Source organism: Polaribacter sp. SA4-12, assembly GCF_002163675.1.
GTDB lineage: Bacteria > Bacteroidota > Bacteroidia > Flavobacteriales > Flavobacteriaceae > Polaribacter.
Genome location: NZ_CP019334.1, coordinates 3,875,112 through 3,899,111, shown reverse-complemented (window position 1 = coordinate 3,899,111; position 24,000 = coordinate 3,875,112). Strand labels below are relative to the sequence as shown.

General features: G+C 28.9%; 19 protein-coding genes. 10 read left to right on the top strand and 9 right to left on the bottom strand.

Annotated elements, in window-relative coordinates:
• Window position 1: 1 nt before the first annotated feature.
• The 5 genes from BTO07_RS16740 to rlmB all read left to right on the top strand — a co-directional run bounded on the left by BTO07_RS16740 (window position 2) and on the right by rlmB (window position 8,181).
• Window positions 2-1,453: a SusD/RagB family nutrient-binding outer membrane lipoprotein gene (locus tag BTO07_RS16740; protein WP_087522432.1), complete on the top strand. Its 1,452-nt coding sequence runs from the start codon at window positions 2-4 to the stop codon at window positions 1,451-1,453.
• A 335-nt stretch (window positions 1,454-1,788) separates the two neighbouring features.
• Window positions 1,789-5,040 carry a SusC/RagA family TonB-linked outer membrane protein gene (locus BTO07_RS16735; RefSeq protein ID WP_087522431.1) on the top strand — a complete coding sequence of 1,084 codons (3,252 nt, stop codon included), beginning with the start codon at window positions 1,789-1,791 and terminating at the stop codon, window positions 5,038-5,040.
• 21 nt (window positions 5,041-5,061) lie between these two features.
• On the top strand, window positions 5,062-6,537 hold the full coding sequence (locus BTO07_RS16730) for a RagB/SusD family nutrient uptake outer membrane protein (protein WP_087522430.1): 1,476 nt from the start codon (window positions 5,062-5,064) through the stop codon (window positions 6,535-6,537).
• A 57-nt stretch (window positions 6,538-6,594) separates the two neighbouring features.
• Window positions 6,595-7,332 (top strand): hypothetical protein, encoded by a 738-nt coding sequence (locus BTO07_RS16725; RefSeq protein WP_087522429.1) that lies wholly within the window; start codon window positions 6,595-6,597, stop codon window positions 7,330-7,332.
• Between the two features lie 84 nt (window positions 7,333-7,416).
• A complete protein-coding gene (gene rlmB / locus BTO07_RS16720; protein ID WP_087522428.1) occupies window positions 7,417-8,181 on the top strand; it encodes a 23S rRNA (guanosine(2251)-2'-O)-methyltransferase RlmB in 765 nt (254 codons plus the stop codon).
• Window positions 8,182-8,228: 47 nt separating this feature from the next.
• On the opposite strand, the gene BTO07_RS16715 is transcribed toward rlmB, so the two are convergent.
• Window positions 8,229-8,894, bottom strand: a complete 666-nt coding sequence (locus tag BTO07_RS16715) for a rhomboid family intramembrane serine protease (protein ID WP_087522427.1) — start codon at window positions 8,892-8,894, stop codon at window positions 8,229-8,231.
• 77 nt (window positions 8,895-8,971) lie between these two features.
• Between BTO07_RS16715 and BTO07_RS16710 the strand changes: the two genes are divergently transcribed.
• On the top strand, window positions 8,972-10,243 hold the full coding sequence (locus BTO07_RS16710; protein WP_087522426.1) for a replication-associated recombination protein A: 1,272 nt from the start codon (window positions 8,972-8,974) through the stop codon (window positions 10,241-10,243).
• Here the strand turns inward: BTO07_RS16710 and BTO07_RS16705 are convergent.
• Genes BTO07_RS16705 through BTO07_RS16690 form a run of 4 tightly spaced genes read right to left on the bottom strand, consistent with a single transcriptional unit; the run spans window position 10,240 to window position 13,675 of the window.
• Window positions 10,240-11,040 (bottom strand): hypothetical protein, encoded by an 801-nt coding sequence (locus BTO07_RS16705; RefSeq protein WP_087522425.1) that lies wholly within the window; start codon window positions 11,038-11,040, stop codon window positions 10,240-10,242. The genes BTO07_RS16710 and BTO07_RS16705 overlap by 4 nt on opposite strands.
• A 1-nt stretch (window position 11,041) precedes the next feature.
• Window positions 11,042-12,412, bottom strand: coding sequence for a DUF5723 family protein (locus BTO07_RS16700; RefSeq protein ID WP_087522690.1), 1,371 nt, complete (start codon window positions 12,410-12,412; stop codon window positions 11,042-11,044).
• Between the two features lies 1 nt (window position 12,413).
• Entirely contained in the window at window positions 12,414-12,956 is a 543-nt protein-coding gene (locus BTO07_RS16695; protein WP_087522424.1) for a hypothetical protein, read from the bottom strand.
• A 32-nt stretch (window positions 12,957-12,988) separates the two neighbouring features.
• Window positions 12,989-13,675 carry a YjjG family noncanonical pyrimidine nucleotidase gene (locus BTO07_RS16690; protein WP_087522423.1) on the bottom strand — a complete coding sequence of 229 codons (687 nt, stop codon included), beginning with the start codon at window positions 13,673-13,675 and terminating at the stop codon, window positions 12,989-12,991.
• Between the two features lie 38 nt (window positions 13,676-13,713).
• On the opposite strand from BTO07_RS16690, the gene BTO07_RS16685 reads away from it, so the two are divergent.
• The 3 genes from BTO07_RS16685 to BTO07_RS16675 are packed head-to-tail and all read left to right on the top strand — an operon-like array spanning window position 13,714 to window position 17,197.
• The gene (locus BTO07_RS16685) at window positions 13,714-14,991 is read left to right on the top strand and encodes an oligosaccharide flippase family protein (RefSeq protein ID WP_087522422.1); all 1,278 of its coding nucleotides are present in this window, start codon (window positions 13,714-13,716) and stop codon (window positions 14,989-14,991) included.
• 1 nt (window position 14,992) lies between these two features.
• Entirely contained in the window at window positions 14,993-16,585 is a 1,593-nt protein-coding gene (locus BTO07_RS16680) for an asparagine synthetase B family protein (RefSeq protein WP_087522421.1), read from the top strand.
• Window positions 16,586-17,197, top strand: coding sequence for a DapH/DapD/GlmU-related protein (locus BTO07_RS16675; protein ID WP_087522420.1), 612 nt, complete (start codon window positions 16,586-16,588; stop codon window positions 17,195-17,197).
• A gap of 6 nt (window positions 17,198-17,203) precedes the next feature.
• Here BTO07_RS16675 and BTO07_RS16670 read toward each other — a convergent pair whose 3' ends face one another.
• From BTO07_RS16670 to BTO07_RS16655, 4 genes are all read right to left on the bottom strand, one after another.
• Window positions 17,204-18,073, bottom strand: a complete 870-nt coding sequence (locus BTO07_RS16670; RefSeq protein ID WP_087522419.1) for a hypothetical protein — start codon at window positions 18,071-18,073, stop codon at window positions 17,204-17,206.
• Window positions 18,074-18,076: 3 nt separating this feature from the next.
• A complete protein-coding gene (locus BTO07_RS16665) occupies window positions 18,077-19,381 on the bottom strand; it encodes a polysaccharide deacetylase family protein (protein ID WP_087522418.1) in 1,305 nt (434 codons plus the stop codon).
• A gap of 81 nt (window positions 19,382-19,462) precedes the next feature.
• A complete protein-coding gene (gene radC, locus BTO07_RS16660; protein WP_087522417.1) occupies window positions 19,463-20,149 on the bottom strand; it encodes a RadC family protein in 687 nt (228 codons plus the stop codon).
• 37 nt (window positions 20,150-20,186) lie between these two features.
• Window positions 20,187-22,397, bottom strand: coding sequence for a tetratricopeptide repeat protein (locus tag BTO07_RS16655; RefSeq protein WP_232457059.1), 2,211 nt, complete (start codon window positions 22,395-22,397; stop codon window positions 20,187-20,189).
• 253 nt (window positions 22,398-22,650) lie between these two features.
• On the opposite strand from BTO07_RS16655, the gene trkA reads away from it, so the two are divergent.
• Window positions 22,651-23,997: a Trk system potassium transporter TrkA gene (trkA, locus tag BTO07_RS16650; protein ID WP_087522415.1), complete on the top strand. Its 1,347-nt coding sequence runs from the start codon at window positions 22,651-22,653 to the stop codon at window positions 23,995-23,997.
• Window positions 23,998-24,000: the final 3 nt, after the last annotated feature.

The window sequence follows — 24,000 nt, the reverse complement described above, 5'->3', positions numbered from 1 at the left end:
AATGAAAAAAATATTAATATTAATTGCGGCAGTAATTATCACATCTTGTTCAGACAATTTAGAGGGTCTAAACAAGAACATTAAAGATCCATCTGCTGTTCCTGGAGAAAGTTTATTTACAGGAGCTCAGAAGAATTTAGTTGACCAAATGGTTGATCTAAATGTAAACAACAATAACGCCAAACTTTGGGCACAATATTTACAAGAAACTACGTATACAGATGAAAGTAACTATGACCAAGTAACACGTAATATTCCTGGAACACATTGGAGTGTTCTTTACAAAGATGTTTTAAAAGATTTAGATGAAGCAGGAAAAGTTATTTCTGCAACTACTTACTCTTTACCATCAGATGCTGAATTAACAGCAAATAAGTTACAAGTTATTGAAATACTAAAAGTTTATACATATAGTGTTTTAGTAGAAACTTTTGGAGATGTACCTTATACAGAATCTTTAGATATAGACAATTTATTACCAAAATATGATGATGGTCTTACTGTTTATAAAGATTTAATTTCTAGATTAACAGTTGCAATAAATGCTTTAGATACTTCTAAAGGTAGTTTTGGTTCAGCTGATAATATTTATAGTGGAGACACTACAAACTGGAAAAAATTTGCAGCATCTTTAAAGTTAAGAATGGGTATTTTATTATCTGATGTAGATAATACTTTAGCTAAATCTACTGTAGAATCTGCAGTTACTAGTGGAGTATTTACAAGTAGCTCAGACAATGCAAACTTTACATACTTATCTGCAGATCCAAATACGCATCCTGTACATGCAAACTTAGTTTTAAGTGGAAGACATGATTTTGTTGCTGCTGAAACTATTGTAGACATGATGAATACATTAAATGATCCTAGAAGACCTTTATACTTTTTAGAAGTTTCTGGTGGTGGATATCTTGGTGGTGGAATTGGAGCAACTTCTAATTACGCAACTTATTCTCATGTATCTGCTCAAGTAGAAGCAGCTCAAGCACCTGGTGTGATTTTAGACTATTCTGAAGTAGAATTTTTATTAGCTGAAGCAAGCGCTAGAACATTTGCTGTTGGTGGTACTGCAAAAAGTCATTACGACGCAGCTATTACAGCATCTATAGTAAATTGGGGAGGAACTTCGTTAGAAGCAACAACCTACCTTACACAAGCTACTGTAGATTATACAGCTGCTTTAGCAACAAGTACAGCAACAACTCCTTGGAAAGAAGTTATTGGTAACCAAAAATGGTTAGCACTTTATAACAGAGGTTTAGAATCATGGACTTCTATAAGGTTATTAGACTTTCCTACAATGAGAGCTGCTGCAGATGGTTTATCTGGTTATCCAAATAAATACACATACCCAGTTATTGAGCAAACATTAAATGGTACTAACTATCAAGCTGCTGTTTCTGCAATAGGAACAGATACTGCTGAACAGAAATTATTTTGGGATAAAAATTAAGTCACTTACTTAAGTTTATAACTAATAATTAAATTTATTAAAAGGGTCGTAATTAATTTACGGCCCTTTTTGTTTTATTAAAGAATAAAAAAAAGCTAATCAACTAACATCTCATCAACAAAAACAAGAATTTTTAAACTATTTACAACTCTTTTCGCATTCCTTTATATAATCAATAATATTTAACCAGAAACAGGTAACTTTATTAAATATTCATAAAAATAATGCATCAATTAACAATATATTAAGAATTTTTATGAATTATTATGTTAAAAAGTTGGTGCTTTAAGATTAATTTAGGATTTTTGACACTAATTAATTCAAATAATTATACAATGAAGACAAAGTTTAATGGAATTTTAACGCTTTTACTAGCGTTGGTCGTGCAAATCTCTTTCGCACAAGATAAGACTGTTTCAGGTACTGTTACCGAAGACTCAGGTCCTTTACCAGGAGTTAGCATTTTGGTAAAAGGTACAAATAGAGGTACAGAGACAGATTTTGATGGAAAATATTCTATAAAAGCAAAAAACGGTGACGTTTTAGTTTTTAGATATTTAGGATTTTCTAAAGTAGAAAAAACTGTAGGAGCATCTAATACAATAAATGTAAACTTACAAGTAGATGAAAACAATGTTTTAGATGAAGTTATTGTAGTTGGTTACGGTACAAGTACAAAACAATCATTTACAGGTACAGCAAAGGTTGTTAGTTCTGAAAACTTACAAGCTAAATCTGTTTCTAATGTTTCTCAAGCATTAGCAGGTGAGATTGCTGGTGTAACTGTAGTTAATACATCTGGACAACCAGGTAAGGCTGCAACAGTAAGAATTAGAGGTTTTGGTACTATTAATGGTAACAGTAGCCCTCTTTATATTGTTGATGGAGTTCCTTATGGAGGTATCGTAGATGTAAATGATACTGCTGATTCAGATCTTGATGTTTTAAGTAACATTAATCCATCTGATATTGAATCTACAACTGTTTTAAAAGATGCAACTGCAACTTCTATTTATGGTTCTAGAGGAGCAAATGGAGTTATTGTTATTACTACTAAAAAAGGTAAATCTGGTGTTACAAATATTACTGCAGAAGTTAAAACTGGTGTAAACATGAGACTTTTACCTACTTATGACGTAATTACTTCACAAGAAGAGTACATCGGATTAGCATGGGAAGGAATGAGAAATACAGGAGACTTTTTAGGCGTTGCTGACTCAAATGTATATGCAAATGACAATTTATTCTCTGTTTCTGGTATTAGTCCAGACTATAATATGTGGAACGCAGCAACTGTTAGTGATTTGATTGACCCAGCAACAGGTAAAGTTAGAGCTGGTGTAACAAGAAAGTACAATCCAGAAAACTGGAATGATTATGGTTTTCAATCTTCAATCAGAACAGAAGCTAATTTAACAATGAGTGGTGGTAATGATAAAACAACTTACTTCTCTTCTTTCGGGTACTTAAATGACAAAGGGTATGTAATAAACTCTGATTTTAAACGTTACTCTACAAGATTAAACGTTACTCACAAACCAACAAAATGGTTAGAAGCAAACGCTAATATTGATTATTCTTATACAAATCAAACACAAAACGGTCAATCTTCAGATTCAGGAAGTATTTTTTGGTTTACGGATAACATTCCTTCTATTTACCCATTATTCTTACGTGATGCAACAGGTAATATTGTAGCAGATCCATTTTATGGTGGTAATCAATATGATTATGGTCAAAACAGAGGTTTTGGTGGGTTAACAAATGCAATTGCAGATGCTAATTATGATTTAGATCAAAACAATCGTCATTCTATAAATGGTAACTTTTCTTTTAAAGTTAGTATAACTGATGACCTAACATTTACAGCTAAGTATGGTGCAAACTTCTATACTTTAAATGATGATAATATAAACAATCCTTTCTATGGATCAGCTCAAGGTAATGGTGGTAGTTTATTTAAAGAACAAAGACAAGCTTTAACTCAAAACTTTTTACAAATTTTTAACTACAATAAAAGTTTTGGAGACCATAACATTTCTGCTTTAGCAGCACATGAAACAAATCAATGGAAAAGAGAACGTACTTATATTAGCAAGAATACTGTAGTAAACTTAGTTAATGGTTTACACAACCCTTCTAATTATATTAATCTTGGTAGTAATCCTTCAGGTTATTTAGAAGAAACTGCTTTAGAAAGTTACTTTGCTCAAGTTAATTACAACTATTTAAGTAAATACTTCCTTTCTGGTACTATTAGAAGAGATGGTAGTTCTAGATTTGCTACAGAGAAATGGGGAACATTCTGGTCTGCAGGTGCGTCATGGATTATTAGTAAAGAAGACTTTTTTAGTGATATTGAATTTGTGAATAACTTAAAATTGAAAGCAAGTTTTGGTATTCAAGGAGATCAAGCAGGAGCTAGTTTTTACTCAGGTCAAAATGCTTATGATATTGATAACTTAGATGGAGATATTTCTTTAATTGTAAGAGCTAGAGAAAATGCTGGTTTAACATGGGAAACAAGTAAAATGTATCAAGTAGGTGCAGAGTTTAGATTATTTGATAACATCATTGATGGTTCTGTAGATTACTATGTTAAAGATACTGACGATTTAATATTTAGTGTACGTGTACCTATTTCAACAGGTGATGCTATTGACACAACAAATGATGGTGCTATTGTAAATAGAGGTTTAGAATTTGATTTTACTGGGCACATTATTAATAAAGAGAATTTTAAATTAGACTTATCTGTTAATGGTGAAGTATTAGATAATGAGATTACACAAATGCCATTTGATGTACCTGCTGACAGAAATAAAATTATTGATGTTCTTGGAAACTTTGGTAGAGCTGAAGGACATAGTAGATATGATTACTACATGCCTGTATGGGCTGGTGTAAACGCTGCAAATGGAGATCCTTTATGGGAAACTAATTATGTAGATGCAAATGCAAACGGAGCATTTGATTCTGGTGAACAAATAGCTGATTTATATGAATATGCTATTTTAAATCCAGATGCTGAAATTAAGCAATCTGTAACTAATACATATGCAGAAGCTACAAATAAATATGTAGGTAAATCTGCAATACCAAAAATTAGAGGTGCATTTAGAGTATCTGCAAAAGTATTTGATTTTGACATAAGCACACAATTTGCTTATAGTTTAGGAGGATATGGATATGATGGAAACTATGCTAGTGTTTTAGGTAACGATAATGCAGGTGGAAACAACTACCATGTAGATATTAACAGTAGATGGCAAAATCCAGGAGATATTACAAATATCCCTAGAATATATAGTAATCAAAATGTTACTGTTAATAACCAATCAACACGTTTTTTAACAAAATCTGATTATTTAGCATTAAATAATGTAAGGATTGGATATTCTATACCGTCTAAGTTTTTAAGTAACACTGGTATGTCAGGTGTAAACTTCTGGTTATCGGGTGATAATTTATTTTTATTGAGTACTAGAAAAGGGTTTAATCCAGCAACATCATTAACTGGATCTTCTTCTAGATACCAATACAGTTCATTATCTACATTTACACTTGGTGTTAGAGTAAAATTATAATTAACTTAAAAAAACAAAAAGATGAAATTTAATTTATTAAAAAAAGTACTTACTCTAGCTGTTTTTACAACACTATTTAGTTGTGGAGATGAGTTTTTAGATAAAAGCCCAACAGCATTTATTAATTTAAATGATGCGGGAGAATCAGGAGCTTTAAACCCTGAAATATTGGATGCTACTTTGAACGGTATCTATTCAATGATGATTAATTCTGGAACTGGAGGAACAACAAGTCATGAAGATTTTGGCCAAAAAGGGTATGATATCTTTAACGATTTTCTTTCAGGAGATATGGCTCTTACTCAAAACAACTATAATAGATATGGTGATTTTGTAAATTTATTAGCTACAGTTGATTATACAGATTTAGATAACTATACACCATGGAGATACTATTATAGAGTAATAAGATCTTCTAATCTTGTTATCAAATCATTAGGAGGAAATGATGTAGTACCAGCAACTGATGGTGTTGGTTACTCATTAGGACAAGCGAAAGCTTTAAGAGCTTACGCATACTTTTATTTAACACAAATGTATGCTGCATCATATGATGCTACTGCAACAGTATTACCAATATATACAGATTCAGATGATCCTGTTCAAGCTCAAGCAACAATGCAAGAAGTATATGATCTAATGATTGATGACTTATCTTCTGCAATTACGTTATTAAATGGTTTTACAAGAACAAATAAAACTAATATTAATGCAGATGTAGCAAAAGGATTATTAGCATATGTTTATGCAGCTAAAGGAGATAGTGCTTCTAACTTATTAGCTAAAGGCTTAGCTGAACAAGTTATTGCTTCAGGTTACCCTTTAATGACAAGCAGCGAAGCTGTAGGAGGATTCAATAATGTTGCAACTCCTGGATGGATCTGGGGATTTGATATTACTTTAGCAAATGGCCTAGATTTAATTTCTTGGTGGGGACAAATGGATGTTTTTACATACAGTTACCAATGGGCTGGAGATAAAAAAGGTATTGATGATGCTTTATACGCTCAAATAAAAACAAATGACATTAGAAAGTCACAGTTTGATGTAGCAAATGGATTACAACCTCGTGGAAAGTTTTACAATGCTGCAAGAGTAATAGGTGGTCAAAGAAACATTGAAGACGACTATATTTATATGAGAGTTGCTGAAATGTATTTATTATCTGCTGAAATGTCTGCTAAAGAAGGACTTGATGCAGATGCAAAGACTCGTTTAACAGATTTATTATCTAAAAGGTTTACTGATGCTGCAGATTATGCTTATGTAAGCGGTTTAGCTGGTAATGGTTTAATCAAAGAGGTACTTCTTCAAACAAGAATTGAATTATGGGGAGAAGGAAAAAGTTATTTATCTATGAAGAGAAATAAATCTACGATAACTAGAGGTTCTAACCACGTTTTCCATGCGGGTGAATCTATTCCTTATTCAGACGAAAGATTGACTTTTGAAATTCCTCGTGCAGAAGTTCAAAATAATCCATTTATATCTAACTAAAAAATAAAAAAGTAGGCTTATATTTTTTTATAAGCCTACTCTATAAAACATAAAAACATGAAAAAAAATATATATTTATTTTTAGCTTCTGTAGCAATTTTATCTTTCTCTTCGTGTGAAGATACTTCTGTAAAAGCTTTAGATACATCATTTGCTTCTTTTGTTACTAATACTTTAGATATTGGTGTTGAAGCTGGATCAGAAACTTCAAAAGAAGTTAAAATTTACACAACAAATATTACTTCGTCTGATAGAAGTATTCCTGTAATGATTGCAGAAGGTACTGATGCAGATGCAGGCGCATATTCAGTTCCATCTACAGTAACAATACCTAGTGGTTCTAATGTTGGTACTATGAATATCGATATTAAAGATGTCGGTTTAGAATTAAGTACTGATAAATCTTTAGTTTTAAGATTAGAGTCTTCAGATGAAATGATTACTGGTGAAACTTTAACTGTAGCTTTATCTCAACTTTGTCCAAATAGTGGTATTAAAGTAAAACTAAATCTTACTTTTGATAGTTGGCCAGAAGAAGCTGCTTGGAGAATAAAAGATGCTTCTGGAGCAGTAGTTTTAGCAAGTATTACTCCTTTTAATTATGGAGCATATACAGGTATGGCGGGTAGTTCTATAACTATTGCAGATTGTTTAGCTTCTGGAACATACACTATGGAAGTTTATGATCAGTATCAAGATGGTGGTACAGATTATTCAGTAACGGCTAATGGTGTACTTGTATTTAGTGCATCTGGAAATTATGGAGCTGGAACTTCAAGTTCATTTACTATTTAAATTATAGTACATTTTTATATAAAAAAAAGCCACCTCTTTTAGAGGTGGCTTTTTTATGCTCATTATTTAGCATACATTTGCATCATGACTACAGAGACAATAGAAACAACAAATATATTTGGTATAAGAGCAATTATTGAAGCCATTGAAAGTGGTTCTACAATAAATAAAGTATACCTACAAAAAGGGCTTAGAGGAGAATTGTTTTACGAACTTAATAAATTAATTAAAACACACAATCTTACAACAAGTATGGTTCCTGTGGAAAAGTTAGATAGATTATCTAAAAACAGTAATCATCAAGGTGCTGTTGCACAAATATCTCCAGTAGAATTCTATGATTTGGAAGAACTAATTGAAAAAACAGTAGAGAGTGGTAAAACTCCGTTGTTTTTACTATTAGATCAATTATCTGATGTTAGAAACTTTGGTGCTGTTATTAGAACTGCAGAATGTACAGGCGTTAACGGAATTATAATTCAAAAGAACGGAAGTGCTCCTGTAAATGCTGAGACCATAAAAACTTCAGCAGGTGCTGCTTTTAAAATTCCAATTTGTAAAGTAGATCATATAAAAGATGCTTTATTTTTATTGCAAGCTTCTGACATTAAAACTGTAGCTGCTACAGAAAAAACGGAAGATTCTCTTTATGATATTGATTTAAACCAACCTATTGCAATAGTTATGGGGTCTGAACACAGAGGTGTGAACCCGTCAATACTAAAAATGGTAGATTATAAAGCAAAATTACCTTTACTAGGAGAAATTGCATCGCTAAATGTTTCGGTTGCTTGTGGTGCTTTCTTATATGAAACTGTAAGACAGAGAATCGCAGCTACTGAAATCTAAAAGACTTCAACAAAGAGAAATCTTACAAAATAATTAATACTTTGGAATTACACTTCTATCTCCTCCTCTATTTTTGGTGGAGAGAAGTTTCCATTTTCATCAAATAAATCATCAAATTCTGTTTGAGTAAATTGATGCTCTTCTTTTATAATTCCTTTATTCCTATAGGTAATGGCAAAAAAGAGACCTACAACAAATCCAGACAAATGCCCTTCCCAAGAAACACCATCTTTAATTGGTAATACATACCAAATCATACTTCCATAAAGAAAAATAATGATAAAAGATATAGAAACCAATCTATAATGTTTTTTTATCATCCCACTAAAAAAAACAAAACTAAAAAGTAGATATACAATTCCACTTGCGCCAATATGATAGGATTCTCTGGCAATACACCAGGTTAGAAAACCTGCAAGAAAACCTCCAAATAACAACACCTTGTATGCAACGTCTTTATAAAAATAAAAAAGGCTACTTAAAAGCACAAATAAAGGAATGGAATTATTAAAAAGGTGACTAGGATTACTATGTATAAAATGAGTTAAAAAAACACCCCTAAAACCCAAAAGAGTTCTTGGAAAAACTCCATACTTATTAAAATTGAAGTTAAAACTTATTTCTACCCAATAAATTAACCAAATTGCAAGTACATATGCTATTGGAATAAAAAAAGTTGACTTCGATCGTTTAAGCTGATTATTATCATTCATTCGATATAAAAATAACAAAAATAGAACCAAATACAATTTTTACAATTTTTGACAGAAATCTTTATTATTTTTACTGAATGAATGAACCTTTGGCAGAAAGAATTAGACCTAAAACGCTTGATGATTATATTAGTCAGCAACATTTAGTAGGGAAAAGTGGTGTTTTGACTAATTTAATTAAAAAAGGTATCATTCCTTCTTTAATTTTATGGGGACCTCCAGGAATTGGAAAAACTACTTTAGCCAATATTATTGCAGAAGAATCTGGTAGACCATTTTATACTTTAAGTGCAATAAGTTCTGGAGTGAAAGATGTTAGAGAAATTATTGAAAAAGCGAAAAAAAGCGGTGGTTTATTTACCGCAAAAAACCCTATTTTGTTTATTGATGAAATTCATCGATTTAGCAAATCTCAACAAGATTCACTTTTAGGTGCTGTAGAAAAAGGTTGGGTTACTTTAATTGGTGCAACAACAGAAAACCCAAGTTTTGAAGTGATACCTGCCCTACTCTCTCGTTGTCAGGTTTATATTTTAAATTCTTTTGATAAAAACGACTTGGTAGCTCTTTTACATAGAGCAATGGAAAAAGATGCGCTTTTATCAACCAAAAAAATAACTTTAAAGGAAACTGATGCGCTATTACAAGTTTCTAGTGGTGATGCTAGAAAACTTTTAAATATTTTTGAATTACTAGTTTCTGCTGAAGATGAAATAGAAATTACAAATGATTTAGTTTTAGAAAAAGTACAGAAGAATACTGTAAGATATGATAAAACCGGAGAACAACATTATGACATTATTTCTGCATTTATAAAATCGATAAGAGGTAGTGACCCAAATGGCGCTGTTTATTGGTTAGCAAGAATGATAGAAGGTGGTGAAGATGTGAAATTTATTGCGAGAAGATTACTCATTTCTGCTTCTGAAGATATTGGAAACGCAAATCCGACAGCTTTAATATTAGCAAACAATACATTTCAGGCAGTTTCTGTAATTGGAAACCCTGAATCTAGAATAATATTAAGTCAATGTGCAGTTTATTTAGCAAACTCACCAAAAAGTAACGCTTCTTATTTGGCTATAGATAATGCATTAAATTTAGTTAGAAATACGGGTGATTTATCTATACCGTTACATCTAAGAAACGCACCAACTAAATTGATGAAAGACCTAGATTATGGTAAGAACTACAAATATTCTCATAATTATGAGAATAATTTTGTAGATCAAGAGTTTTTACCTGATGAAATTTCTGGAACAAAATTCTATGAACCTGGAAATAATGCAAGGGAAAATAACTTTAGAGAAACTATGAAAAATAAATGGAAAAATAGATATGATTATTAAAACTTAATATCAAACTGTTTTACTACTAATTTATTATTCTCATAATATTCAGCAACCCAAATGTTTTCGCTTTTATATATAATTCCATTTTTACCTTTAATTATAAAAACATCTTTCACATTTGTTTTTAAAATTTGAAAAATAATAGCAGGAGTTGTATTTACTAATTGAAAACCATTTGTTTTTACTTGAGCATATAACGTTTCAATTACAATGGAAGGTTTAGCAATTACAGTTGAAACAAGATTTTTTACAGGAGCAGCTTCTTTTACTTCTGGAACAACTTTTACAATAGTATTTTTATTAATAGGTAAAGCAACTTCACTTTTAACTACTTCATTTACTTGAGCAACTTCTTTTTCAGGAATGTATGTATACTCTAAATCAGACATCGTTTTATAGGCATTCCTTATCGATTCTTGATATCCTTTTTTATAATCTTTTTTCTTACTTTTCCCCTCTTTTGAAGAATATATCAATTTACCATAACAGTCTTCTAATTCTATTATAGTTTTCACTGAAAATAAACTAGAAGCTTCAGTAACATTAGCCGTTAATGCTAAACATCTATTTTGTAATAAATCATTAGGAAGCGTTTCATTACTTAAAAAGACAGTAAACCCTTTCTTTTGAAATAAAAACTTCGTTAACGAACTTGTTTGATATTGGTCTGGATTGTTTAAAAAATCAAACTTTTCTTGAACAATTATATATTTATAATTATTGATTTCTTTATTTTGGCTGTAAGCAGACATTGCTAAAACAAGTAATAAGCTAAAGGCTATTTTTTTAATCATTTTAATTGAATATTATATTAATTCCTAATTGTATCGAAATATTATTTGCAGATGCAATATCGCCAAATTGCGCGATATTATCTACCATACCATAAAAATTTAATTTCCCTATTTGAGCAGAAATGCCTGCACCAATATTATAAAAAGAATAATCATCTATAGTGTAAGTAACTTTTGTATGTAACTTTTCTGAAAATGATTTCTCAAAGAAACCTGTTAATGCCAATTGTGAATTTAAAGGTCTAAAAACTGAATACAATTGAACTCCAAGTGCATTTCTATAAAAATTTTTGTACGTATTATCATAACAATATTTACTTCTTTTTTGACCAAAACTATATTTTAAAGATGCAATTAACTTTGTAGGTCTCCATGAAATATATGATTCTTGAGTATCTCCACTAGGAACTTTTTCTTTAAAATCTTCATCTAGTTCATCCCAATAATTTATTGAATTATTGGGATCATATCCAAATTCAATCCCTTCAAATTTGTAATCTCCTTTGATAAATGAATTCTTAATATTTTTCTTATGATTGATAAAACCAAGATCAACAATACTTCCTGTTAATTCTAATTGATCTGAAAGATGAGAAGTAAAACCAAAATCGATACCAATACCTAGATTAGAACCGAAAAAAGTATTCCCTAAATAACTTTCTGGGTTATCGATATATTCATTACCCTCAACCAAACCAGAAGTTCTTAAATTAACATTTACATTATCTAAGTAATGTGTATAAATATTATCAGCTCCATTTACAGTTGTAAAAGTTCCTGAATTATTAGCACTTTCTAGATTTAAAGCAGAAGAATAAATTTTAAGCCTTGCTCCTACAGTAAACTTATCATTAATTTGTCTTGTAACTCCAAAATGAAGAACCCCTAAAACATCCGCCTTATATAAAATTTGAGAGAGATCAAAATTTTTATTTAGATATGCTGAATTCCCTTCAGTAATTAATGTTATTGGATCTTTAGGAGCATAAGAAATTGCATCAAACTCTTCATAGAAGCCAAAACTAAAATAGTTTTTATCATCGTATCTAAAACCTGCATTTAAAATTTCTATTTGTGTATTAAATTTAAGGTGATCTTTTGTTGTTACCTTATTTAAAACTTCAGAAACCTTATCATTAATTGGTCTATTATCAACAGAAAACAAATCTGAAACAATAAACCCTGTAGAACCAAATTCAGAAGAAAAACCTGATAATAGGGGAACTCCAACATGAAATTTATAATTAGTTTCAGCACCAGGATTTAAAAGTAGGGTTTGAGGTAATTCTGCAAAATTGTATAATACTTGCTTGTTTTGGCCATACATTTTAATTGCAAAGAAAATAAATAATAGAGGAAATATTCTTTTCATATTAAGCATCTGTGTCTATATAAATTTTTGCTGAAGATTTAAATTCAAACTCAGTGGTACCTAGAGCATCTAAAGGTTTAGCAGAAATATCTATTACAGTTACTCTAACTTTTGTTGTGTTTTTTATATTTGAATTCGTACTAACCTCAACAGTTTCATCAAACTTATAGTTTAAGTTATTAGCTTTCACTTTTATTTCTTTAAAACTATGAGTTAAATTATTATTATCATCTAAAAAAGCTATTTGAAGCGTAAAATCTCTATCAAACTCATTTTTTATTTCTACATTAAAATCTACTTTAACTAAGTTTTTTCTTATATAACTATTTTCAAAAATCCTAAAATCTGTTATATCTGTTTTTTCAAATTCCTGAATTCCAGACTGATTAAAAAATTGGAAAGGTAAAATTGTAAAATAAGTTAAGGAAACTGTATATTCTGGTGTAACACTATAGTCTTCTATCTGTGTAAAATCTAAATTACCTACACATGAAGTTATTGCTAAAAGATAAAATAATATTGGAATTAATTTCTTGGGGGACATTTATAATAAATTTAATTTAGAACGATAAAAAGTTAAATATATTGTTTTATTTCTAAAAGAGAGGTTATAGAAATAAACTCATTGCTGTTTATTATCTCATTTTCGAAATTACAATGAATCGCTTTCATTCCTATTTTTAATGCTCCATTAATATCGGCCTCTATACTATCTCCTATCATAATTGAGTTTTCTTTATCTGCTTTTGCTAAATCTAAGGCATACGTAAAAACTTTAGGGTTTGGTTTTTTTACTCCAACAGATTCAGATGTAATCACCTTGTCAAAATAATGATAAATATTAGAACTTATCATTTTTCTACTCTGAATTTCTTCAAAACCATTGGTAATAATATGCAGTTTATATTTGTCTTTTAAATAATCAAGAATTTCGAATGTTCCTTCAAAAAGATAATTAAAATCTGCTAAACACTCTATATATTGATCTGCAATTACATCAATCGTTTCATCAGAAATTACGTAATTAATTGCATCAAAAGTCTTTTTTAATCTACCATACCTCAACTCACCTTTAGTTACTTTCTCTTCTCTATATAGTTTCCAATATTCAAAATTAAGAGGTTTGTATACTTCTAAAAAAGACGCTAAATCGGTATTTATATTATTAATAGTAAAAATTTTTTCAAAAGTTAAATCAGAATTTTTTTCAAAATCCCATAAAGTATGATCTAAGTCAAAGAAGACGTGTTTTATCTGTGCCATTTACATTATATTTGGAAATACTATTATACATACGTAATATGCAACTATTTTCTTTTCTAAAAAAAGAGTTTGTTAAAAATGTTTTAACATTAATAACGGGTTCTGTCATAAGCCAAATAGTTATTTATGCATCTATTTTATTATTAACGAGACTTTTTTCTCCTGAGCTTTTTGGAGTTTACATCTTATTTTCTTCTGCAACTTTAATTCTAAAGCCATTGGCTACTTTACAATATGAATTTGCTATAGTTTTACCAAAAAAAGATAAAGATGCCATTAATTTATTAGGCTTCTCTGTTATCATTTTATGTTGTTATTGTTTAATACTTTTTGTTATCATATGTTTTTTTAATGATAGTATCGCAAAGTTTTTCAACATTACAGAACTTTCAAATTTCATTTACTTATTACCTTTAAGTGTTTTCTTATTTGGTTGTGTTTCTATTTTTGATTATTGGAATAATAGAACAAATAATTTTAAAAACATTTCTCAGGGTTTAATAGTAAAGTCGTCAGTAATGAGCGCTACCCAAATAGCAACAGGTTTTAGTTCCTTAAAATCGTATGGATTAATTCCAGGAATGCTGTTTGGCCAATTTTTACAATTACTTTTTTTAATAAAAAAATCAGCAAAATTATTGACAAATTTAACAAAAGAAATCTCTTTAAAAAAGATGTTTAGTTTAGCTAAAAAATACAAAGACATACCTATTTTTAATACTATCATAAACTTAACAAACAACCTTTCTAATGAATTACCTGTACTTCTTATTACAAAATATTTTGGTTTAGAAAGCTCAGGTATTTATGGTCTTGCAATAAAATTTACGAGAGCTCCTGTTGGAATTTTTCAACAATCTATTGGTCAAGTATTCTTTAACAAAGCAAGTAATATTTACAATAATGAAGGAGATCTTTATGCTTTAGTTATAAAAACAGCCAAAAATTTATTATTAATCAGCATTTTTGTTTTCATTCCTTTATTTGCAATATCATTTTATTTAGACATTCTTTTTGGTAAAAACTGGTCTGATGTTGGCATATACTCCAGAATTTTAATTCCTTGGTTATTTTTTGCTTTTTTAAGTAATCCATTAACCTCATTAATCATAATCTTAAACAAACAAAAAACAATTGTATTTTATGATGTTTTTTTATTGACATTTAGATTTCTAGCATTATTCTTTGGATACTATTTTTACAAGAACATCGTTATTTCATTGATGTTATTTTCAGGGGTAGGTGTCTTTTTTAATATTCTAATTTTTATATATCTTTTAAAAACATCTAAAGAAAATAAAATTGCATATAGCTAAAATGAATATTTCTTTAACAAATAACAAAGCTTTTAAATGGTATAAAAAAGAATCTCTTTTTTTTAAAGGATATTTTTATATTGATACTCATTTTTATGAAAAAGAGAATGCTATCAACTATTTATCAAACTTAAAGAGTAGTAAAGATTTTAAAGAAAAGTTAAACGTTATTAATGGTATTTTCACAATCATCATTTCAATAAATGACACTTTCTATATTGCTTCTGATATTACTAGATCTTTCCCCGTTTTTTACACTTTTCAAAATGAAAAAATATTTTTAAGTGATGAAATCCTTTATTTAAAAGACAAATTTAATCTTAATGAATTTGATAAAATCTCTGAGATTGAACTGAAAGCTACCAATCACACTCATGGAAAAAAAACATTATTAAAAAATGTTTTTCAAGTACAAGCTAGTGAACTTTTAATCATTAAAAACGATAAGATAATTAATAGTAGTTTTTTCTTTTCTTATGCGATAAAAAAAGAAAGTACAGATTCTTATGCAATCTTAAAAAACAAAACCATCATTGCCTTCGATAATGCTTTTAAACGTTTTATATACTCACTAAATAATAGAACTGTGGTAGTTCCTTTAAGTGGTGGATATGATTCAAGGTTAATTGCCGTTATGTTAAAAAAACACAATTATAAAAATGTAGTTTGTTATACATACGGAAAAAAAGATAGTTTTGAAATTGAAAACTCTAAAAACACTGCAAAAGAACTTAATTTTAAATGGTTTTTTATAGAATATACCGATGAATTGACAAGTAATTTTATAACTACAAAAGATTTTAAAGAATATGCTCATTTTGCAGGAAAGCTTTCATCAATGCCAAATTTACAAGAATATTTCGCTGTAAAACATTTAAAAGAAAATCATTTAATCGATACTAATTCAATTTTCATTCCTGGTTATGCAGGAGATTTATTGGGTGGAAGTCAATTTATAAAAGTAATTCCAGAAAACTTAAAGCATAAAGAAATTACGGATTTAATTCTTTCTACAAAATTTAATAATTTTCCGATATCAAAATCAAAGAAGAAACTTTTAAAAAATGAAATAGAAAAAAAATTAATCCATTTTGATGAAAATTATTTAGAAAAAAAAGCTTCTTCTGTTTTTGAAGATTATGATCTAAAGGAAAAAATTGCAAAATATATTTTTAATTCAGCAAACTTTTATACTTTTTTTGGATTTGAACATAGGTTTCCTTTTTGGGATAAAGAATTACTAGATTTCTTTAAAATAGTACCAGAAAAACACAAATTAAATAAAATTATTTTTGATGATGTTTTAATTAATGAATATTTTGAACCTTATAATGTACATTTTGAAAAAGAATTACAACCCACAGAAAGAAACATTTATAATCAAAAAATAAAAGAGCAGATAAAACCTTTTTTACCTACTTTTATAAAACAAAATTTTTTACAAAAAAACGATTGGATTAATTACAAGCTTATAACAGATCAAATGCGCGTTTTACTCACTTCAAAAGGATTAAAGTTACATAAATCATATCAAAATTATAATGAAATAATTACACAATGGTATATATATTTATCTAAAAACATGATTGAATAAATGTTTAAAAAAATTGATTTTCTTTTTTTCGGATGGATAATTAACTTATTTTATCCTCAATATTTTAGGCCAAAGTATGGTTATCAGCGTTACTATATTTTATTTTTTCATTATTTAATTCCTCAGAAATTATTTAGGTTAAATCCTAAAGTAAAATGGCCTGTACATTACACTTCTAAAGTGCATTCTCCAGAAAAAATTAAAAAAGGTATTTTATGTGACCCTGGAGATAATATAAATAATTACATACAAGCTAATAATGGAATTATCTTTGGAAATAATGTAGAATTAGGTCCTGGAGTTTCTATAATATCTTCTAATCATGCAGCTGATAATTTAAAAATACATGTAAAAGGAAACCCAATAATCATTGGAAATAATGTATGGATTGGCGCAAATTCTACGATTTTACCTGAAGTAAAAATCGGGAATAATGTTATTATTGGTGCAAACTCTGTTGTTAAAAAAGACATCCCTTCTAATTCTGTAGCTGTTGGAAACCCATGTGAAGTAATTAAAGAGAATGGAACTTATACCGAAGATTTTTCTACTATTATTTTTAATAAAAAGACACCTAAAAAGTTTGATATTTTTTTAAATTCTAACATTTAAATAACTTTATAAAAAAGGAAATTTTTGAGAAGTAAATTGTTGATACTCTTCAACATTTGCTCCAAAACTTTTAAAGAAAGTAGCAATATTTGGTAAATTACCTCCTTCAAAATCTAAAATTAAATTTGATTTTTCATTTCTTTCAATAATACTTTTAATTAAAAAACTAGCCGCTTGTAATTTTCTTCCTTCAGCATTAAATGCAGAAAAAAGATAAGTAATTCTATCGTCAAATGTTAAAAAAACACCTCCACCAATTAATACATCATCTTTAAAAACACCTAGAACAATTTCGCTATTAGTTTTTGAAGTATAGTTACAAATTTCAGTAAGTTTACTTTCAGAAAAACCTGAATAATCATAAAACTTATTCTTAATATTTATCAACTCTACTATTTTAGTATTTTTTACACTAAGGTTGTTTTTCTCACCTACTTTTACGGCATGTTTTCTTCCTTTAGAAAAAGACTTAAAAAGCATTTCATAAGTATCATTTAACTCTAAGATATAGTTCTTCATCAACGCAGTATTTTTAGCATTTAAAGAATTATCAGAATTAAAATTTAAAGAAATTTTCACAAAATTTTTAGGAAAGCATTTTAACATTTTCTCTTGTAATTCTTGAGAAGTAATTTCTTTCGAAAAAACACCTAATTGCTGACAAAAAACGGGTTGCGCAATATATTTAAGAAAATATTTTTTCTTCCAAGGAATTGGCATTACAGCTTTATAATCACCCAAAACTAGAACGCCCCAATTATCTGCAACAATATCTAAATACCAAGAAAAAGCATAAATTCTAGATTGCACAGAATTTTCTATACAGGCGTCGTATTTATCTACATCAAGATTCTTCCTTTTTATATATTGAATCATTCTTTAAGAAGTCGCTATTTTAACCATAGAATCGTATAACCTTCTCCAACCTTTCCATCGATCATAATTACTTAAACTTTCATTATGAAACAATGTAATAAACATTCCATTTACTGCTTTTACTTCATTTTTAAGATCTCTTATTCTTCCTAAAGATTGTCTTGGAGTAAGTTTCATATAATCATTTAAAGTAGTATCCATTAAAGCAAAAGGAAATATTTTAAGTGGTGTCTGAATTTCAAAATCTAAATCGTAAAAATAAAAAGGTGTGCAAGTACTTGCTCTAAAACCGACATTGCTTGCATATCCCATAGAATAATCTTCTTCTACTTCTAAGTCTATTAAATTTTGATACGTTTCTGGCAAACTAAATCTTAAATAATGTTGTCTAGATCTCTGAACGGGCATATTAATAATACCTTCTAATCGTAATTTTTCCTTTTTTAATAAAGGTGCATTATTCATTGTGAAATAAGATGGATGTAAGCCAACTCTAGCATAATCTACCATCTCTTTAATAAGCAACCTATATTTATTTTTTGATGCAGAAACATTGGTATCAAAAGTTGTATAATCTCCAATTAAAAAAAAGAAAATAGTTCTAATATTTTTCTCTTTTCTAATGTCTATAATTTGTTGAAAAGTATCAAAAGGATCTTTCTTTATATTTAATGTAACGGCAAATCGATTCCAAACATTTAATAGTCTAAAATGCAATAAATCTTTAAAAAACCCACCAACCCCTCTTACTAAACTCTTGTATTTATAAGCATATGCATTATCAATATCTATCGTAGAAATAAATTTGTATTCACGTTTCTTATATTCATAATCTGGAAACTTTTCTTTTAAAGCTTCTAATAACTTATATGCCCAAATATCTACAACTGGTTTTTCTAAGAAACGATATTTAAATGCCAAACTCTGTTCTGCAGTATAACGTCCATGAATGTCTTTTACGTGAGGTAAATATTCTTCGTACCTTGAAATTAGATAAAAACTTGCAGCAAAAATATCATAAGGAATCGATGACTTTGGACCTGTTTTAAAGAAACAAGGAACGTCATCCCATTTTTGAATAACAATTTCCATATCATTTACACCTTGCTCAAATAACAAGTTGTTGCTTTTTACAAAAAACTCATTTCCCAATGGTGTTTTTGTATAGGTCATTTTAGGACCATTATGTGCCACAAATTCTTCTACCTTAGACGTAAAATCTACAGGAATTAATAAAATTCTTGTAAAAATATGCTTAAATATATAACGAACTCTTGGTGTAACTTTATGTGAATAAATTAATAGCATTATCTTAGTTTACAGTTTTTCAGTATCAGTTTTCAGTTAGCAACAGTTTTTTACTGTTAACTGTGACTGTATACTTATTACTTAAAGTATACCTTCATCTGCAAAGCTAAAATACGCTTTTTCGGTAATTATTAAATGATCTAAGAGTTTTATATCTAAAGTGTTTCCTGCTTCTTTAATTTTTTGAGTAAGCTGTTTGTCTGCATTACTAGGTTGTAATTTTCCTGATGGATGATTATGACAAACAATTATCCCTACAGAAGCTAATTCTAACGCTCTTTTAAACAGCAACCTTACATCAACAACAGTAGCAGTTAAACCTCCTTTACTTATCTGGTTTTTAGATAATACTTTGTTTGAGTTATTTAAAAACAACACCCAAAACTCTTCATGTTCTAAATCACCAATAACAGGTTGCATTAAATTAAAAACATCTTTACTACTCGTAATCTTTGGTTTCTCTAAAGCGATTTCTAACTGACGTCTTTTTCCTATTTCTAAAGCAGTAATTATAGCAATTGCCTTGGCTTCTCCTATTCCTTTAAACGTTGTTAATTTTTCTACGGATAACTTAGCAAGCTCATTTATGTTTCCACTTACAGATTGTAGAATTCTCTTAGATAATGCAACTGCACTTTCTTGTCTGTTACCCGAGCCAATAAGAATTGCAATCAATTCTGCATCAGAAAGCGAGGTTTTTCCTTTTGCCAACAGCTTCTCTCTTGGCCTATCATCTAAAGCCCAAGACTTGATGGTTAACTTTTCCATTTTCTTTTTTTTATAAAAATACGAAAATGGAAATTAACTATAACTGATTCAAAAAACTTCTATATTGTTGGTTATTTGGATATAAATCTATTAATTGATATACAATGTTCTTCGCTTTTTCTTTTTGTTCAGATTTAGAATACACATAAGCTAAAACATATAACAACCCTTCATTAGTAGCTTCCTTTTTTAATCCAGAAACTATAATTTTTTCAGCATTTTCATACTCTTGTTTCTTATCATATAACAAACCTAAATTATAATAAACACGTATGTTTTCTGGCATTATTTTCACTGCTTTTTTAAGTTGAATTATTGCATCATCAACTCTATTTAATTCAGCATACATCAATGCTAAAGAGTAATAAACTGGCCCAAATTGTGGTTCTTGTCTAATTACTTCTTTAAATGTTTCTTCAGCTTTAGCATATTGTTTTCCATTATAATATAACGTTGCTAAGTTTATTCTTATCTGGTTGTTAATTTCATCAATGGCTAAAGCATTTTCATAATTTTTAATAGCCTCTTCATTATTACCTTTTTTAATGTAATAATCTCCTTTTTTAATTCTTGCACCAACAAAATCTGCATTGGTTTTTAAATGAAGAAAAAACTCTTTTTTCACTTTACTATAACTGTCTTTATAAACCTCTGGAACTTCAGATTCTGATAAACCTGCTAAACCATAAAAAGCTTTTACTCGAATACTTCTTTTTGGATCTTCTAATAAAGGTAAAAAGTAAGAAGTATAATCTGTAGAATTAATTGTACTTAAAACATCTACACTTGCTCCTCTTACCAAAGCAGAATCATCATTTAAAAGTGTAATATATTCTTCTACAAAATTTTGTGCGTTGTAGTTTGATAATACTTTAGTTGCAGAAGCCCTTACAATTTCTGGTTGATGTGTATCATTCATCAATTCAATTAAACCAACATGTCCATTTGGTTGCATTGTAATACCTGGAGCTAATTTTTCTGAATAATGGATAGAATCTACTTCTCCAAATAACTTTGTAAAGTTTTTAGCTGCCCAAACATCATCTTTATCTTTATGACAACCTGCACAAGCATTCGGCGTTCCATATTTCACACTTAAATCTGGTCTTGGCACTCTAAAACTATGATCTCTTCTAAAATCATTCCCCATATAAAAACGCCCTGGCATATGACAATTTATACATTTTGACGATTCCGTATTTTGTTCATGAAAATGATGCTTTGGTGTATCGTATTTTTCTGGAATATGGCATTGAGCACACAATTTATTTCCATCAAACTTTAATTTTAATGTATGTGCATCATGACAATTAGTACAAGTAACATCATTTTGATACATTTTACTTTGTGTAAATGATCCATAAACATAATCCTCATCTAAAATTTGTCCATCTGCTTGATATAATCTCTCTTCTAATAATTGGGGATAATAATGATCTAACATCGTTCCTTCAAAATTAAAAGCTTCAGAAAATTGCTCTCTTCTCATATGACAACGTGCACATTGATCTACCAATTCTTTAGGACCTGTTTCTGTTGTCATTTGAAAACTTCCATCAGAAACATACTTTTCTCCCATTTTCTCAACATCAGTAACATGTTGTTTTCCTGAACCATGGCAAGCTTCACAATTTACATTGATAATTGCAAATTTAGTATTATAACTATGCGTTTCTTCATCATAATTCTTGCGAACATTTGTAGAGTGACAATCAGAACACATGTTATTCCAATTTAAACCTCCTCTAGACCAATGCAACCATTCTGAATGCACAACTTTAAAATCTGGATATAAATCGAACCATTTATTTTTAACAGAATCCCAAGCAGTTCTTAAACATTGATAATGTCCATCAGGAAATTGAACAATGTATTGTTGCAAAGGAGTTAATCCAAAAACATAAATAATTTTATAATCGTGATTTTTACCATCAGGTCCATCAGTATTTACATAAAACTCTTTTCCTTTTTTAAAGAAACGAGAAGTTACACCTTGACTTGTAAATTTTTTATTGTTGAAATCTGCTAAAACTGAAATAGAGTCAGCAATTTGCATTGCTTTATCATGATGAGAACCTTTCCATTTTTTGAACTCATCTTGATGACATTCTTTACATTTTTGATCACCTAAAAAATGACTATCAGGAATTATTTTCCCTGAAAGAAAAACACCTTTATCTTTTTCAACCTCCTTATATTCTGTTTTTTTATCACATGAAGAGAAAAAAATTGTTATAAATAAAATCAATAAAAATGATTCTTTTTTTAAAAAGAGGGAAGCGTACATATATTTTAAATTCACGAAGTGTAATGTTTGTATAAATTTCAGCAGTAAAACTAAAGTTTCTATTTTCTAAAAAGAAAGATAATTATCAGTTTTTATAAAAAAAGAGAAATAAAATTATTTTTTCATCCTTTTAGAAAACTGAAAACTTCCTTTTATTTCTCATTTCCATCAAAACTCTTTATATATTTGCCTCTTATTCCTATTTATTTAACATATGAAAATTATCATAGCTGGTGCAGGAGACGTTGGTTTTCACTTAGCTAAACTACTTTCTTACGAATCTCAAGATACGTACATCATAGATTTTGATGGTGAAAAACTAGACTATATTAATAATCATTTAGATGTTATTACTAAAAAAGGTGATGCTACTTCTATAAAGTTACTAAAAGAAATAGGAATAGGCACAGCAGATTTATTAATTGCTGTAACTGATAGCCAAAATACCAATTTCACGATTTCTGTTATTGGAAAATCTTTAGGTGCTAAAAAAACAATTGCGAGAATAGACAATCCTGAGTTTTTAAATCAATGTGAAGTTGATTTTAAACAATTTGGATTAGACTTTATGATTTCTCCTCAAGAATTGGCTGCTAACGAAATTAAAATGTTGTTAGATCAATCTTCTTTTAACGATACTGTAGCTTTTGAAAGCGGTGTTTTTAATGTAATGGGAACTCCTTTAACCTATAAATCACAAATTTTAGATTTAACGGTACAAGAAGCAAAAGAAAAGTTTTCTAATGTAGATTTTATAACGATTGCTATTAAAAGACAAGGAGTCTCTCAAACTATAATTCCTAGAGGAGACACTACCTATCAGTTAGATGACCAAGTATATTTTTGTGTTCCAAATTACAGCATGAAAGACCTGTATCCTATTATTGGTAAGACACAATTAAACATTAAAAATGTAATGATTCTTGGTGGAAGTAGTATTGGTGAAAAAACAGCAAGAAACCTTTGTGCTAGCAATTTTAACGTGAAATTAATTGAAAAAAATAGAGAAAAAGCTGAGCTTTTAGCAGAACAATTAAATAACACTTTGGTTATTAATGGTGATGGTAGAGATTTAGAATTATTAGAAGAAGAAAATATTAGAGAAACAGATGCTTTTATTGCGGTTACAGGTAATTCTGAAACCAACATTATGTCTTGTTTAGTTGCAAAATCTAAAGGAGTAAAAAAGACAATAGCTTTGGTTGAAAACATGGATTATATTGATATTTCTCAAACCATTGGAATTCAATCTTTGATCAATAAAAAATTAATAGCTGCAAGTAACATTTTTAGACATATTAGAAAAGGAGAAATTGTAGCACTCGCCAATTTACACAATATTGATGCTGAAGTTTTCGAATTTGAAGTGCAATCTGGTGCCAAAATAACTAAAAAGCCTATTAAAGATTTAAAAATTCCGAGAGAGGCTATTGTTGGTGGTATTATTAGAGATGAAAAAGCAATGATGGCAAATGGAAATTTACAGATTAAAACAGGAGATAAAGTTATTGTATTCTGTTTACCAGAAGCAATAAATACTGTAGAAAAATTATTTAATTAAAAT